This is a genomic window from Streptomyces sp. NBC_00727, from assembly GCF_045161745.1.
Lineage (GTDB): Bacteria > Actinomycetota > Actinomycetes > Streptomycetales > Streptomycetaceae > Streptomyces.
Map to the genome: position 1 here is coordinate 2,522,396 of NZ_CP108981.1, position 15,056 is coordinate 2,537,451.

General features: G+C 73.1%; 8 protein-coding genes. 5 read left to right on the top strand and 3 right to left on the bottom strand.

The genetic code is table 11. The annotated features are described in order from the left end of the window. Positions 1–257: 257 nt before the first annotated feature. The 3 genes from prfB to OG242_RS11275 all read right to left on the bottom strand — a co-directional run bounded on the left by prfB (position 258) and on the right by OG242_RS11275 (position 4,515). Positions 258–1,364 carry a peptide chain release factor 2 gene (gene prfB, locus OG242_RS11265; RefSeq protein WP_018517885.1) on the bottom strand — a complete coding sequence of 369 codons (1,107 nt, stop codon included), beginning with the start codon at positions 1,362–1,364 and terminating at the stop codon, positions 258–260. A gap of 58 nt (positions 1,365–1,422) precedes the next feature. Continuing rightward, positions 1,423–2,664 carry a protein kinase domain-containing protein gene (locus tag OG242_RS11270; protein ID WP_405898021.1) on the bottom strand — a complete coding sequence of 414 codons (1,242 nt, stop codon included), beginning with the start codon at positions 2,662–2,664 and terminating at the stop codon, positions 1,423–1,425. 204 nt (positions 2,665–2,868) lie between these two features. Continuing rightward, positions 2,869–4,515, bottom strand: a complete 1,647-nt coding sequence (locus tag OG242_RS11275) for a protein kinase domain-containing protein (RefSeq protein WP_405898022.1) — start codon at positions 4,513–4,515, stop codon at positions 2,869–2,871. Between the two features lie 491 nt (positions 4,516–5,006). Between OG242_RS11275 and OG242_RS11280 the strand changes: the two genes are divergently transcribed. The 5 genes from OG242_RS11280 to OG242_RS11300 all read left to right on the top strand — a co-directional run bounded on the left by OG242_RS11280 (position 5,007) and on the right by OG242_RS11300 (position 14,896). Then, on the top strand, positions 5,007–8,441 hold the full coding sequence (locus tag OG242_RS11280) for an FtsK/SpoIIIE domain-containing protein (RefSeq protein WP_405898023.1): 3,435 nt from the start codon (positions 5,007–5,009) through the stop codon (positions 8,439–8,441). A gap of 294 nt (positions 8,442–8,735) precedes the next feature. Beyond that, entirely contained in the window at positions 8,736–10,106 is a 1,371-nt protein-coding gene (locus OG242_RS11285; protein ID WP_405898024.1) for an ABC transporter substrate-binding protein, read from the top strand. Between the two features lie 4 nt (positions 10,107–10,110). After that, positions 10,111–11,532 carry a carbohydrate ABC transporter permease gene (locus tag OG242_RS11290; RefSeq protein ID WP_405898025.1) on the top strand — a complete coding sequence of 474 codons (1,422 nt, stop codon included), beginning with the start codon at positions 10,111–10,113 and terminating at the stop codon, positions 11,530–11,532. Then, a complete protein-coding gene (locus OG242_RS11295) occupies positions 11,529–12,431 on the top strand; it encodes a carbohydrate ABC transporter permease (RefSeq protein ID WP_405898026.1) in 903 nt (300 codons plus the stop codon). Before OG242_RS11290 ends, OG242_RS11295 begins: the two co-directional genes overlap by 4 nt. A 308-nt stretch (positions 12,432–12,739) precedes the next feature. Next, on the top strand, positions 12,740–14,896 hold the full coding sequence (locus OG242_RS11300; protein ID WP_405898027.1) for a CDP-glycerol glycerophosphotransferase family protein: 2,157 nt from the start codon (positions 12,740–12,742) through the stop codon (positions 14,894–14,896). Positions 14,897–15,056 lie beyond the last annotated feature (160 nt).

A 15,056-nucleotide genomic window follows, 5' to 3' on the forward strand; every position in this document is an offset into this window, starting at 1 on the left:
CCGGCGGAGTTCGCTCCGGGCCCCGGCCCGCGTCGTCGTACCGCGGCCGAACGGCCCGCCCCCACTCACAACCGCCCCAGAGACACACGCTGCCCCAGCACCCTTGCCGGGGTTGAGGAGAACGTCAAGGCCGTTGTGGGGCGATGTGCCCGCTTCCAGGGGGTTTTGACGGCCATTCAGGGCCGCGACTGTGACGCATCCACCACATCCACGCGCGAGTCGTTCACCCGAGTCGCGCGTGGATGTGGTGTGTCGGACTACTTCTCGCTCTGCTTGCGCCAGCGGATGCCGGCCTCGATGAAGCCGTCGATCTCGCCGTTGAAGACCGCTTCCGGGTTGCCCATCTCGAACTCCGTACGCAGGTCCTTGACCATCTGGTACGGGTGCAGGACGTAGGAGCGCATCTGGTTGCCCCAGGAGTTGCCGCCGTCGCCCTTCAGGGCGTTCATCTTGGCCTGCTCCTCCTGGCGGCGGCGCTCGAGCAGCTTCGCCTGGAGGACGTTCATCGCGGACGCCTTGTTCTGGATCTGCGAGCGCTCGTTCTGGCAGGAGACGACGATGCCGGTCGGCAGGTGGGTCAGGCGCACCGCGGAGTCCGTGGTGTTGACGCCCTGGCCGCCGGGGCCGGAGGAGCGGTACACGTCGACGCGCAGGTCCGACTCGTCGATCTCGACGTGGTCGGTCTGCTCGACCACGGGCAGCACCTCGACACCCGCGAAGGAGGTCTGGCGGCGGCCCTGGTTGTCGAACGGGGAGACGCGCACCAGGCGGTGGGTGCCCTGCTCGACGGAGAGCGTGCCGTAGGCGTACGGCACCTCGACGGCGAAGGTGGTCGACTTGATGCCGGCCTCTTCCGCGTACGCGGTCTCGTAGACCTCGGTCTTGTAGTTGTGCCGCTCGGCCCAGCGCAGGTACATCCGCTGGAGCCGCTCGGCGAAGTCCGCCGCGTCGACGCCGCCGGCCTCGGCGCGGATGGTGACCAGCGCCTCACGGGCGTCGTACTCGCCGGAGAGGAGCGTGCGGACCTCCATCTCGTCCAGCGCCTTGCGGACGGACTCCAGCTCGGCCTCGGCCTCGGCGAGCGCGTCGGCGTCACCCTCGGCCTCGGCGAGCTCGAAGAGGACTTCGAGGTCGTCGATCCGGCTGCGCAGGGCCTCGGCCTTGCGGACCTCGGCCTGGAGGTGGGAAAGCTTGCTGGTGATCTTCTGCGCCGCCTCCGGGTCGTCCCACAGGGACGGGGCGGCCGCCTGCTCCTCGAGCACGGCGATGTCCCCCCTCAGCGCATCCAGGTCCAGGACGGCCTCGATCGACCCCATGGTCGAGGAGAGGGACTTCAGCTCTTCGGAAATATCGACGACTGCCACGGGTCCAGCGTAACGGCTGTCGGCGCGTACGTTCCTCGGGCCGCCGGATCGCCTCTGCTTACGGCTGTGCCGGGGCCGAGTTCTTCGTGTCCTGGGGCCCGGGGTCCGCGTCGTCGCCGCCGAGCGCGAACCAGCCGCCCACGCCGAGCCCGGCGACCAGCACGAGGGCCGCGGCCCCCAGCGTCAGCCGGCGCTTGCGGACGGCCGCCGACTTGTTGCGGGCCGAGCCGGGGCGCGGGCGGCCGGGTGCGCGCGGGGCGCGGGCGGTGCCGCGGGGGCCGCCGGACAGCTCGTCGGGGGCCGGGACGCGCATGCTCGTGTGGGTGTCCCGGTTGGAGTCCGGGGACGAGCCGGGCACCAGCGGGACCGCGCCGCGCCTGCGGGGCTCGTCGCCGGCCGGGGTGTACTGCTGCTCGTCGTAGCCCTGCGGGGGCTCCGGCTCCTCGTCCGGCTCGTCCACGTCCAGGGGCGGGATGCCGGCCAGGTGCGGCAGCTGCTCGCGCAGCCGGGCGGCGAGCTCCGAGGCGCGCAGCCGGGAGGCGGGGGCCTTGGCCAGGCACTGGACGAGCAGCTGCCAGAGCTCGTCGGGGATGCCGGGGAGCGGGACCACGGTCTCGGTGACATGGCGGCGCAGGACGGCGCCGGGGTGCCCGCCGCCGAAGGGCGTGAAGCCCGCGAGGAGCTCGTAGAGGACCGTGGCCAGGGCGTAGATGTCGACGGCGGCGCGGGGCGGCAGGCCCTCGACGATCTCGGGGGCCAGGTAGTCCGGCGTACCGATGATCTTGGTGGTGCGGGTCCGGCGCGGGGTGTCGATGAGCTTGGCGACGCCGAAGTCGGTGAGCAGCGCGGGGTGGGCGTTGCCGGGGCCGAGCGGCCCCTCCATGTCGAGCAGGATGTTCTCGGGCTTGACGTCCCGGTGGACGATCCCGGCGGCGTGCGCGGCGGCGAGTCCGTCGGCGACGTCCGCGACGACGGCGACGGCGGCCTCGGGGGCCAGCCGGCGTTCGCGGTCGAGCCGGGTGCGCAGGTCGGTGCCCCGGACCAGGTCCATGACGAGGGCGAGGTCGTTGCCGTCCACCACGAGGTCGCGGACGGCGACGACGTGCGGATGGTCGAGCCCGAGCAGTGCGGTGCGCTCCTGGACGAACCGGCCGACGAGCTCCTGGTCGGACGCCAGGTCCTCGCGGAGCAGTTTGATGGCCACGGGGCCCTCGGGGCCGTCCCCGAGCCACACCGTGCCGGCGCTGCCGCGCCCCAGTATCTGGTGGGCGGTGTACCGGCTGCCGATTTTCCGTGCCAAGACTGCTCCCTCAGCGGCTGGCGATGGACCCCAACAACCCCCGGTCGACAAAGTTACGCGGCGATCGGGGGCCCGCGTGCCGTGGTTGGCACCAACCTTCGCTTCTGTGGGCGAAATGCCTCGGAATTGGTCCGCGGAAGTCGATATAGCTACAGAGTTGCCCGGCCGGCCGGCGGTCCCGGCCGGCCGCGGCGGACGCCTCGGTCAGTTGCCGCTGCCGAGCTTCGACATCCAGTCCTTCACGGTGGAGAAGGCGTCGGTGATCGCGTGCCAGTAGCTCTGGCCCGTACCGATCCAGTCCTTCAGCGGGGTGAGTTCCCAGATCAGCCAGCTCGCCACGAAGAGCAGCACCAGCGTGAACAGGCAGCCCTTGAGACAGCCGAGCCCCGGGATCTTCATCGGGTTGGAGCTGCGCCGCCTCGGCTCGCGGGGCGCGCGCTGCGCCGGCTGCTGGGGCTGCTGCGGCTGCTGGGGCGGCGCGTACGCCTGCTGCTGCGGCTGGGGCTGGTACTGCTGCTGCGGTTGCGGCTGGTACTGCTGCTGCCGTTGGTACTGCTGCTGCTGCGGCTGCTGGTACTGCTGCTGCGGCTGCTGGTACTGCTGCCCGTCGCGCGGCTGCTGCGGGGGCTGCTGGCGGCGCTGCGGGCGGCGGCGCAGGGGGTCCTGACTCGGGTCGAGGTACTGCACCTGCGTCTGCTCGTTGCGGTCGCGGGCGGCCCGGAGCTGGGACTGCCAGGGGTGCGGTTCCTCGGGGAGCGGGTCGCTGCCGGGGCGCGGCGGCACGGGCGGCAGGACGGCGGTCGGGTCGGCCTGTCCGGCGCCGGGGCCCCCGCTGTGCGGCAGGACGCTGGTGGCCCCGTTCGGGTCGTACGAGCCCGCGTTGCTCGGCAGCACCTGGGTCGGGTCGGCCGCGCCGGGGACCTCGGGCACCGCGGTGGGCGCCGGGTCGGGCGCGAGCAGGGCGGCGACCCCGTCGGCAGCGGCGATCTGCGCGGCGTTCGCGTGGACGCCGATGCCGGCGGCGACGGTACGCAGCCCGCGCGCCAGGTTCTCCGCGCTGGGCCGCCGGTCGGGGTCCTTGCTCAGGCAGCGCTCTATGACCGTCCACAGGGGCTCGGGGACGGTGCTGGGGCGACGGGGCTCCTCGCTGAGGTGGCGGTGCAGGACTTCGAGCGCGGTGCCGCCGGCGAACGGCGGGCGGCCGGTGACCAGCTCGTACAGCAGGATGCCGGCGCCGTAGATGTCGACGGCGGAGGTCTGCGGGCGGCCCTCGGCGGACTCCGGTGCGACGTACGCGGGGGTGCCGACGAACTCGTGGGTCCTGGTCAGACCCGGCGAGTCGGCGAGGCGCGCGATCCCGAAGTCGGTGAGCATCGGGCGCATCTCGCCGTCGGGGTCGGCGAGCAGCACGTTGGCGGGCTTGAGGTCGCGGTGGACCACCCCGTCGGCGTGGCTGGCGGCGAGCGCGTCGGCGATCTGCGCGGTGAGCAGGGCGGCGGCGACCGGGGTGAGCGGGCCGTTGTCGCGCAGGTAGCGGTGCAGGTCGGGACCGTCGATCAGGTCCATCACGAGGGCGAGGAGGTCGCCCTCGACGACGAGGTCGCGGGTGCGCACGATGTTGGGGTGGGTCAGCCGCAACAGGACGGAGCGTTCCCGCAGGAACCGCATCACCACGTCCGCGTCGTTGGCCAGCTCCTCCTTGAGGACCTTGATCGCCACGGTCTCGCCGGGCCGGCCGGCCACGGCCGCCTCGGCGCCCGCCGCCTCGCGCTGGCTGGCGCGCCAGACGGTGCCCGTGGCGCCGCGTCCCAGCGGCTCCTCGAGCAGGTACTTGCTGCCTACCGGCCGCACGTCATGCGCTCCCTGCTGGTCGTGGTGCCCGGATACCCCCGGAGTTTCCGGCCCACTCTAGAGGGTGTACGAGAGAGGCCGGCCGGGTCGGGAAGGTTACCCGTTTGTCCGCAATCCCCGGATGTACACCCTCTGCACCGCATTGACTCCTCGCTGTGCGCTCTCCGCTTCCCTCGCCCGGCGGTCGCGGTTTCCCGCGCACACGGGCCGCCCGGGAAGACGCCGTCGCCGGGCGGATGGTTGCCGGGGCGGGTACGGGAACCGGTCATGCCGCACTTTTGGGGCCACAGCAGACCTTCCAAGATCACTTACTGGTCACTGCCGGGCGTGTTGTCGGTGGCGGATGCGAGGATGCCTGGAGCACGACTGCGGGGTCGGGAGCCCCGCGGTGCGTGACGAACCTGTACCGGACGACGCGTCCGTGCCGGGTGGGGGGAATCACAGGGCGTCCCTCCGGCCGGCACCGCGCGCAGAAGGGACCGCTGACGGCGATGCAGATCCGGCTGACCGTCCTCGCGCCGCCCAGCGGCCAGACCCCGGCGCGCGCCTGCGATGTGCTGGTCACCGCCCCCGCCGGGACGGCGCTGGCCACCGTCGCGTCCGGCCTGGCGATGGCCGTCGCGGGTCCCGACGGCTCCCTCGGCAGCGGTGCGGTGGTGCTCTTCGCGGGCCGGGAGCGGCTCGACGCGCAGCGCTGCGCGCTCGGTGAACCGCCCCTCGTGGACGGCGCGGTGCTCTCGCTCCAGGCGCCGGGCGAGGTCGAGACCATGGACGACGCGGTCCCGGCCCGCCTCCAGGTGATCGCCGGGCCCGACGCGGGCGGTGTCCATCTGCTGCACGGGGGCACGATCCGGATCGGCCGCTCGGCCGAGGCCGACGTCCCGCTCGACGACCCCGATGTGTCCCGGCTGCACTGCGAGGTGACCGTCTACGACGACGGCCGCGTCGCGGTGGCCGACCTGGGCTCCACCAACGGCACCTCGCTGGACGGGGCCGAGGTCCACGACCGCCCGGTCCGCCTCGCCCCGGGCGCGCTGCTGCGGCTCGGCGAATCGACGCTCCGGCTCGCCTCCGGCGCGCGTACGCCGGCGCTGGCGACCACCCCGGACGGCGAGGGTCATCTGCGGGTGGCCAGGGTCCCGGCCGCGCCGGCCGCCCCCGCCCCCGCGACCGACCGGCACGACCACGACCTCCCCGCCCCCGCCGGCCCCGAGGCCGCGGCCCGGCCGGGCTCCTCCGCCGGGCACCCCGGCCGCTTCCCGGAACAGGAGGCGCCCCGGCGCGGCGGCATAGGCGCCTGGGCCCGCCGCTTCAAGGGCGCCAGGCCCGAGCCCGAGCCCCCGGGTGCCCCCGCGCAGCCGGAGCCGCCCGCCCCTGCCACGTTCACCGCGCTGCCCACCGCCCCGGAGGGCACCTGGCCCGACCCGGCGGCCGTCCTGCTGACCGCGCTCGGCCCGGGCCCCCGGTTGTGGGAGCGCGACCCCGCGCACCCGGAGGCGCTGGTGGTCCGGCTGGGCACGACCGAGCGGGCCGAGCTGCCGGCCGTGCCGGTGACCGTGAGCCTGCGCGAGGCCGGTTCGCTGGGGCTCGCCGGGCCCCGCGAGCGGCTGTCCGGACTCGCCCGGTCCGCCGTGGCGCAGCTGGCCGCGCTGCACTCCCCCGCCGATCTGGAAATCGTGCTGATCAGCACGGACCGGGCGCGCACCGTCGAGGAGCGGCGGCGCGAGTGGGCCTGGCTGGGCTGGCTGCCCCATCTGCGCCCGATGCACGGCCAGGACTGCCGGCTGCTCCTCGCGTACGACCGTGACCAGGCTCTCGCCAGGACGGCCGAGCTGGTCCGCCGGCTGGACGACGGGCCGCTCGGCCCCGGCTGGGCGAGCCAGGACCCGGCCGCGGTCGCCGAGGCCGCGAAGCTCTACGAGGGTCCGTTCACCGTGGTGATCCTCGACGGCGACCCGGGCGCGGCGGTGCTCCGCGAGAACACGGCCCGGCTGGCGGCGGCGGGTGCGGCGGCGGGCATCCATCTGATCTGCCTGGCCGAGACCCCGGCCGCGACGCCCACCTCGCCCGTCGCCGCGACGTACGAGGCGGCGTGCCACGCGTCGATCGCCTTCCGCGAGTGCGGGGCCGTGGGGATGCTGAGCGGCGACGTGGCGACGGCCCTGCGGGTGCTGCGCACGGCGGGCGGCCGCGCGGCGGGCCACGGCACGGTGGCCGCGGTGGACGCGGTGTCGGCGCACTGGGCGCAGCGGTTCGGCCGGGCGCTGGCCCCCCTGCGGGCGGAGGGCTCGGCCGCGCTGCCGGGCCGCCAGGTGCCGGTGGCGCTGCCGCCGTCCGCCCGCCTCCTGGACGAACTGGGCCTGGCCCGCGCCACACCGGCCTCCCTGATGGCCCGCTGGGCCTCGACGGCCGACGACCAGCCGGGCGCGGCGCCCCCGCGCGTGGGAGCACAGCGCACCGCGGCCGACGCGCCGGACGCGGCGGGCTCGGGGCGGACGCCGTACCCGGGTGCGACGGCGTCGGGCTCGGGCCGGACGGCGTACCCCCGCGCCGCCGCGAGCGGTTCGGGGCGGACCCCGCACCCAGGCGCCGGCGACTCCGGCCGCACGCCGTATCCCGGTACCGGCGACTCGGGCCGCACGCCGTATCCCCGCACGGACGACTCGGGCCGCACGCCGTACCCCGACGCCGGCGACTCCGGCCGCACCCCGTATCCGGACGCCATGACGGGGCACTCCGGCCGCACCCCGTACCCCCGCGCAACCACCGACGGCTCCGGCCGCACGCCGTACCCGGCCGCCGGTACGGGGGACTCGGGCCGCACCCCGTACCCCGGCTCCTCCGGCGCCCGCGGAACGGAGGCCGGCGCCGGTACGCAGACCGCCACGCGTACCGTCCCGCGCCCCGCCGTCTACGCCGGACGTCCCGTCGTCGTGCTCGGCGCCGGGCCCCGGGGGCCGGTGAGCGTGGATCTCGCGGACGAGGGGCCGCACCTGCTCATCGAGGGGCCCGGTGGCAGCGGGCGGACCGAGCTGCTGCGGGCCGTCGCGGCATCGCTGGCCGCCGCCGCCCGGCCGGACCGGCTGGGCATCGTGCTGGTCGACGGGGCGGGCGGCGAGCGCGGCGAGTCCCTGCGCCCGTGTACGGAGCTGCCGCACGCGTTCACGCACCTGGTGGCCTCGGACCCGGTCCGGATGCGGGAGTTCGCCCAGGCGCTGGGCGGCGAGGTGAAGCGGCGGGCCGAGCTGCTCGGCGAGCTGGACTTCGCCGAGTGGCACAGCCGCCACGAGGCCGGGGCCACGACCGCGCCGATCCCCGAACAGCGCGGCGACATCGAGTCGTCCTCCACCGGCACCCTCCGCCTGCGCCCGGCCGCGGGCCGCCCCGTGGACCCGGGCCCCTCACCGCTGCCCCGGCTGGTCGTGCTCGTGGACGACTTCGACGCGCTGATGGCCCCGGCGCTCGGGAGCCCGGGCCGGCCCGCCGCCGGTTCGGTGGTGCGGGCGCTGGAGGCGGTGGCCCGGGACGGCGGCCGGCTTGGCATCCACCTGGTCGCGACCTCCGCCCGCCCGGACCGCACGGAGGACACGGAGCTGGCCCGCGGCGCGCGGCTGCGCATCGTGCTCGATCCGCCCGCGGTCCCGCCCTCGCCGGACGAACCGGCGCCGGGCCGGGGCCGGCTGGGGCATCCGGACGGACGGGTGACGCCGTTCCAGGGGGGCCGGGTGACGGGCCGCATCCCGCGCACGGCGACGCTGCGGCCGACGGTCGTCCCGCTGGAGTGGGAGCGGATGGGCGACCCGCCCACCCGCCGCCCGGTCCGCGAGCTCGGCAACGGCCCCACGGACCTCGCGCTGCTCGCCAGCGCGCTGGAACGGGCGGCGCGCTCGGTCAACGCACAGCCCCTCGCACCCCTATCCGTCTGAGGGGCCCCCTGCCGGACCCCGGGCCGCGCCGGAGCCGCCCCTGAGCCACCCCTGAGCCTCTCTGGCGCGGCACCGGAGCCGGGCGGCCCGATCGTCCCCCAATGGCCGGATACCTGCACTGACTTGACGTCACGAGGCCATCACGATCAAGAAATTGGGGGCGAGGGCGGTATTGCGGCGCCCGGACGCCGGGCATAGGACTGTGCGCACACGACGACGTGCCGCACGACCGGGAGCACCGGCTTTCAGGACCGGTGCCGGCCCTGCGCACGCGCACAGAGAGACGGGGCAGGGATGCGCACAACCCTTCGGATTCGCAGAGCGGCCGTGGTGTTCACCGCCATCGGCGCACTGGCCCTCACCGGTTGCGGCGACGACGGTGACGGCGGAGGCAAGAAGACGGACGAAGGCGGCTCCACGACGGGCAAGGGCTCGACGCCGAGCGTCGCCTTACCGAAACTGGACGGTGAGAAGCTTTCCGTCGCCGCGGTCTGGACGGGTGCCGAACAGGCCAACTTCGTCAAGGTCCTCAAGGAGTTCGAGAAGCGGACCGGCGCCGAGGTGACGTTCGTCCCGGCGCAGGACCCGATCGTGAACTTCCTCGGTACGAAGATCGCGGGCGGGCAGCCGCCGGACGTCGCGATGATCCCGCAGGTCGGGGCGGTCCAGCAGGCCGTGGCGAAGAAGTGGGCCAAGCCGGTCGGCGACGAGGCGAAGGCCCAGCTGAGCAAGAACTACGCGCAGGTCTGGCAGGGCCTCGGCGCGGTGGACGGCACCCAGTACGGCGTCTACTACAAGGCCGCCAACAAGTCGCTGATCTGGTACAACACCAAGGCGTTCGAGAACGCGGGCGCGAGCGAGCCGAAGACCTGGAAGGACTTCCTGGCCACCGCCGAGACGGTGTCCGCCTCGGGTGTCACGCCGGTCTCGGTCGGCGGCGCGGACGGCTGGACGCTCACCGACTGGTTCGAGAACGTGTACCTCTCCCAGGCGGGCCCGGAGAAGTACGACCAGCTCGCCCAGCACAAGATCAAGTGGACGGACCCGTCCGTCAAGGACGCGCTGACCACGCTGGCCCAGCTGTTCGGCAAGCCGTCCCTGATCGCGGGCGGCGCCGACGGCGCGCTGCAGACCGAGTTCCCGGCGTCGGTCACGCAGACCTTCACCGGCGGTGACCAGCCCAAGGCCGCCATGGTCTACGAGGGCGACTTCGTCGGCGTCAACATCGCACAGACTAAGGCGAAGATCGGCACGGATGCCAAGGTCTTCCCGTTCCCCGCGGTCGGCGCCGAGGCGCCCGTGGTGACCGGTGGCGACGCGGCGGTGGCGCTGAAGGACGGCAAGGGCGCCCAGGCGCTGCTGACCTGGCTGGCCTCCGCGGACGCCGCGAAGATCGCCGCCGAGCAGGGCGGGTTCATCTCGCCGAACAAGAGCCTGGACCCGTCCGCGTACCCCAACGACGTGCAGCGGACGATGGCTAAGGCGCTGATCGCGGCCGGTGACTCCGTCCGGTTCGACATGTCCGACCAGGCGCCGCAGTCGTTCGGCGGGACGCCCGGCAAGGGCGAGTGGAAGACCCTTCAGGACTTCCTGAAGAACCCGAAGGACATCGCGGGGACTCAAGCCGAGATGGAGTCCGACGCGGCCAAGGCTTACAAGAGCTGACGGCATGACGACAGCGGCAGCGGGGGGCGCCGACGAGGCGCTCCCCGCCGACAGGAAACGGTCCGGCGGGACTTCGGTACCCGCCCCCAGGAAGGGCGGGCCCGCCCCCTCCGGCTCCCCCGGCGCACGCGGACGGAGCGTCACCGGCACCCGCAGGCTCATCGCGGCGCTCTTCATACTGCCCGCGCTGGTGCTGCTCGGGGCGCTCGTGGTGTACCCGATCGTGTACTCCGTCTACCGGTCGTTCCTCGACCAGGCGGGTACGGGCTTCGCCGGCATCGACAACTACAAGACGCTGTTCTCGGACGACACCATCCGTACGGCGGTCAAGAACAACGCGATCTGGGTGGTGTTCGCGCCGACGGTCGCCACCGCGCTCGGGCTGATCTTCGCGGTGCTGACGGAACGCGTCCGCTGGGGCACGGCCTTCAAGCTGATCGTCTTCATGCCGATGGCGATCTCCATGCTCGCCGCGGGCATCATCTTCCGGCTGGTGTACGACCAGGCGCCGGAGCGCGGGGTGGCCAACGCGGTCTGGGTGGGCGTGCACGACACGTTCGCCGAGTCGTCGGGCTTCCCGAAGGCGCATCCGCTGCCCGTGCACCCGCTGAAGGCGGCCGGCGGCGGGGCGTTCGTGACGAAGACCGTGGTGCACGCCGGGCAGCCGGTCCAGCTCCCCCTGGTCGGGGTGCTCCCGGCGAAGATGCCGGGCGACGCGAAACCGGCGAGGGCCCCGGAGGCCGGCGAGGACGGTGCGGTCACCGGCACCGCGTGGCTGGACTTCACCAAGGGCGGCGGCGGCAAACCCAATGTCATCGACGCCCGGGAACTCGGGCTCAAGGGCCTGAAGGTGGAGGCCGTCAGGAACGGCGAGGTGGTCGCGACCGCCAAGGCCGCGGCGGACGGCACGTTCACGCTGCCCGCCTCGGCGGACGGCGCCGAACTGCGGCTGCCGGCCGGCAACTTCAAGGAGCCGTACAACGGCGTCGACTGGCTCGGCCCGACGCTCGTGACGCCCGGCATCATCGGGAGCTACGTGTGGATGTGGGCGGGCTTCGCGATGGTGCTGATCGCCGCGGGCCTCGCCGGTCTGCCGCGTGAACTCCTCGAAGCGGCCCGGGTGGACGGGGCCAACGAGTGGCAGGTGTTCCGCCGGATCACCGTTCCGATGCTCGCCCCGGTCCTCGCGGTGGTGCTGGTCACGCTGATGATCAACGTACTGAAGGTCTTCGACCTGGTGTTCATCATCGCGCCGGGCTCGTCCCAGGACGACGCGAACGTGCTGGCACTCCAGCTGTACCGGTCCTCGTTCGGCACGGACGCGGATCTCGGGGTCGGCAGCGCCATCGCCGTACTCCTGCTGCTGCTGGTGATCCCGGTGATGCTCTTCAACATCAGGCGGATACGGAAGGAGGGGCGCCGATGACGACGCCCTCGGCCACCACCGCCTCGGACGCCGGCGCGGTGAAGACCCGGCGGTCGCTGGGCGCACGGATCGCGGCACGGGCCGGCGGCGGCGTGATGCGCGTCGTCCTGGTCCTGGTCGGCCTGTTCTGGCTGATGCCGACCATCGGGCTGCTGCTGTCCTCGCTGCGCAGCCCGGACAGGATCGCGGCGACCGGCTGGTGGAACATCTTCACCGCGCCCTCCGAGCTGACCTTCGACAACTACTCGCGACTGCTGGACAATTCCACGATCACGGGCTCGCTGTTCAGCACGGTGATGATCACCGTGCCGTCCACGGTGCTGGTGGTGGTGATCGGCTCGCTCGCGGGATACGCGTTCGCGTGGATGGACTTCCCCGGCCGCGACTGGTGGTTCCTGCTGGTCGTGGGGCTGCTGGTGGTCCCGGTGCAGGTCGCGCTGATCCCCGTGTCGAAGCTGTTCGGCGAGATCGGGATCTTCGAGACGACGCTCGGCGTGATCCTCTTCCACACGGCGTTCGGGCTGCCCTTCGCGATCTTCCTGCTGCGGAACTTCTTCGCGGAGATCCCCCGGGAGCTCCTGGAGGCGGCGCGGCTGGACGGGGCGGGCGAGATCCGTCTCTTCACCCGGGTCGTGATGCCGCTGGGCGGTCCGGCGATCGCCTCGCTCGGCATCTTCCAGTTCCTCTGGGTCTGGAACGACATGCTGGTCGCGCTGATCTTCGCGGACTCCGGATCGCCGCCCATCACGGTGGCGCTCCAGCAGCAGGTACGCCAGTTCGGCAACAACATCGACGTGCTGGCGCCCGGCGCCTTCGTCTCGATGGTCATTCCGCTCGCGGTGTTCTTCGCCTTCCAGCGCCAGTTCGTCTCCGGCGTGATGGCGGGCGCCGTCAAGTAGCAGCGCGTAACAGTGCGGGGCGTTCCGGCCTACGGGCGGGGCGCCCCGCACTCGTGCGAAGCCTCCGTTCACCGGCTTCGGGGGGCGCCCGGATTGCGCCGTCCCGCCCCGAATTACCCAAGGTTCACTTACTGTCCCGGGTAGTATGATAAGAGGGGCCTTCATCAGCCGCGCGGTCGACCACTCGGGGGCCCGACGCGCCCGCCCCTCGACCCTCGTACGCCTGCCCGCCCCCCGACCCGTCCTGCGGAGCCCGCCCCAGTACGCTGGGTGCCTTCCCAGTACGCACAGTCCGAGAAAGAGTCTGTATGCCCCGGCTGAGTGTCATCATCCCCGTCCGTCGCGCCCGAGGCAGTCTGCGCGAGTGCCTGGAGTCGGTGCTCTCCCAGTCGTTCACGGACATCGAGGTCATCGGGGTCGACGACGGCGCACCGGACGGCTCGGGCCTGGTTCTGGACGAGTTCGCCGCGCGCGACAGCCGCGTCCGGGCCGTGCACCTGGACCCGGGCGCCGGCGCGCACGGCCGCCGCAACGCCGGGATCGAGGAGGCGTCCGGGGACTACGTCCTGTTCCTGGAGGGCTACTACATCCACCTGCCCGGCGCGCTGCAGGCCGTCGTGGACCGGCTGGACTCCACCGGTGACCCGGACGTGCTGCTGTTCGGCCACCGCAAGCGCCCCTTCCGCGGCAAGACCCGCTCGACGCGCTCGCTGGAGAAGCTGGCCTCCATGCCCGCGGGTCCGCTCACCCTCGCGGAGCGCCCCGACCTCCTGGACGTCGCCCAGGTCTCCTGGAACCGCGCCGTGCGCCGCGCCGTCCTGGAGCGCGAGAGCGTGACCTTCGGCCCGGGGCCGCACGGCGAGCGGATGTACGCGCTGGCGACCGTCGCCGTCGCGGCCTCCGTGGCCACGCTGGACACGGCCTGCGTCGAGCACCGCCAGCAGCGCTACCTGCCCGGCCTCGTGGACGACGTCGAGCCCTCGGGGGGTTCGACGCCGCTGGAGCTGGTCGAGGCGTACGACTCCCTGATGGCCTTCGTCGAGGCCCGCCCCGCCCTGAAGGACGTCCGCGGTCTCCTCTTCGACCGGGCCGTCCAGGAGCTGCTGTCCACGTACCCGACGGTGACCAAGCGCCGCCGCCAGTACGTGAGCGCGGTCGCCTCCTTCCACGGCGCGCACCGCCCGGAGGGCTTCAAGTTCCCCGGCGGCGCCAAGGGCCTGCGCCCGCAGCTGATGGGCGGCGGCAAGTACACCGCGCTCGGCGCGCTGGACACCGCGCTCGCCACCCGGCGCAGCCTGCGTTCCGCGCCCACCACGGCCCGGGCGAAGGCGAAGAAGCAGTTCACCAAGCGCTACTACAAGGCGCAGCGCAAGCTCCCGCTCGACCCCAAGCTGGCCGTGTACGCCGCCTACTGGAACCGCGGCGTGAGCTGCAACCCCGAGGCGATCTACCGCAAGGCCAAGGAACTGGCGCCGGACGTCCACGGCGTCTGGGTGGTGTCGAAGAACAACGTGGACTCGGTGCCCAAGGGCATCGACTACGTGGTGCCCGGTACCCGCCGCTACTGGTCGGTCCTGGCCCGTGCCACGTACTTCTTCAACAACGTCAACTTCCCGGACCACCTGGTCAAGCGCCCCGGCCAGATCCATGTCATGACCCACCACGGCACCCCGCTGAAGATCATGGGCATGGACCAGCAGAACTACCCGGCGGCCGCCCAGGGGCTCAACTTCGACCGGCTGCTCAAGCGCGTGGACCGCTGGGACTGGAGCGTCTCCGCCAACCCGCACTCCACCGAGGTGTGGTCCCGCGCCTACCCGAGCGCGGCACGCCCGCTGGAGACGGGCTACCCGCGCAACGACGTCTTCGCGACGGCGACCGAGGAGCAGATCGCCAAGATCCGCGAGGACCTGGGCATCCGCCCCGGTCAGCGCGCGGTGCTCTACGCGCCGACGCACCGCGACTACGAGGCCGGCTTCACCAACCGCCTGGACCTGGACCGGTTCTGCGCGGCCGTCGGCCCGGACACCGTGGTCCTCATGCGCGCCCACTACTTCTACGGCGGGTCGGGGCTGCCGGAGAACGCGTCGGTCATCGACGTCTCCACGTACCCGCGCGTCGAGGACCTGTGCCTGGCGGCGGACGCGCTGGTCACCGACTACTCCTCGGTGATGTTCGACTACGCCCACCTGAACCGCCCGATCGTCATCCTCGCCCCGGACTGGGACACGTACCGCACGGTCCGCGGTGTCGTCTTCGACCTGCTGTCCGGGCAGCCGGGCGAGACGCCGGGCGCCGTGGCCACGGACACGGACGAGCTGGCGGCGGTCTTCACCGACGGCGGCTGGAACAGCCCGGAGAACGAGGCGCTGCTGAAGGCGTTCAAGGAGCGGTTCTGCCCGTACGACGACGGCCGCGCCTCCGAGCGCGTGGTGCGCCGCGTCCTGCTGGGCGAGGAGTCCTAGCGGTACGACGCCGAGGGGCCCCGCACCGGCACGTTCCGGTGCGGGGCCCCTCGGCGTAGCGCTTCCTAGTGCCGCGACCGGCAATGTTTGCCCCGTAAGGAGCGTCGTCCAGTGCGTGCGATCGCAAGGCGGCCGAGAGTCCTTGGATGGGGTCTCCCCT

Bases quoted from the DNA above. Each gene is read 5' to 3' on its own strand.
- OG242_RS11300 (WP_405898027.1), top strand. From the start codon at position 12,740: ATGCCCCGGCTGAGTGTCATCATCCCCGTCCGTCGCGCCCGAGGCAGT.
- OG242_RS11295 (WP_405898026.1), top strand. From the start codon at position 11,529: ATGACGACGCCCTCGGCCACCACCGCCTCGGACGCCGGCGCGGTGAAG.
- OG242_RS11290 (WP_405898025.1), top strand. From the start codon at position 10,111: ATGACGACAGCGGCAGCGGGGGGCGCCGACGAGGCGCTCCCCGCCGAC.
- OG242_RS11280 (WP_405898023.1), top strand. From the start codon at position 5,007: ATGCAGATCCGGCTGACCGTCCTCGCGCCGCCCAGCGGCCAGACCCCG.
- OG242_RS11285 (WP_405898024.1), top strand. From the start codon at position 8,736: ATGCGCACAACCCTTCGGATTCGCAGAGCGGCCGTGGTGTTCACCGCC.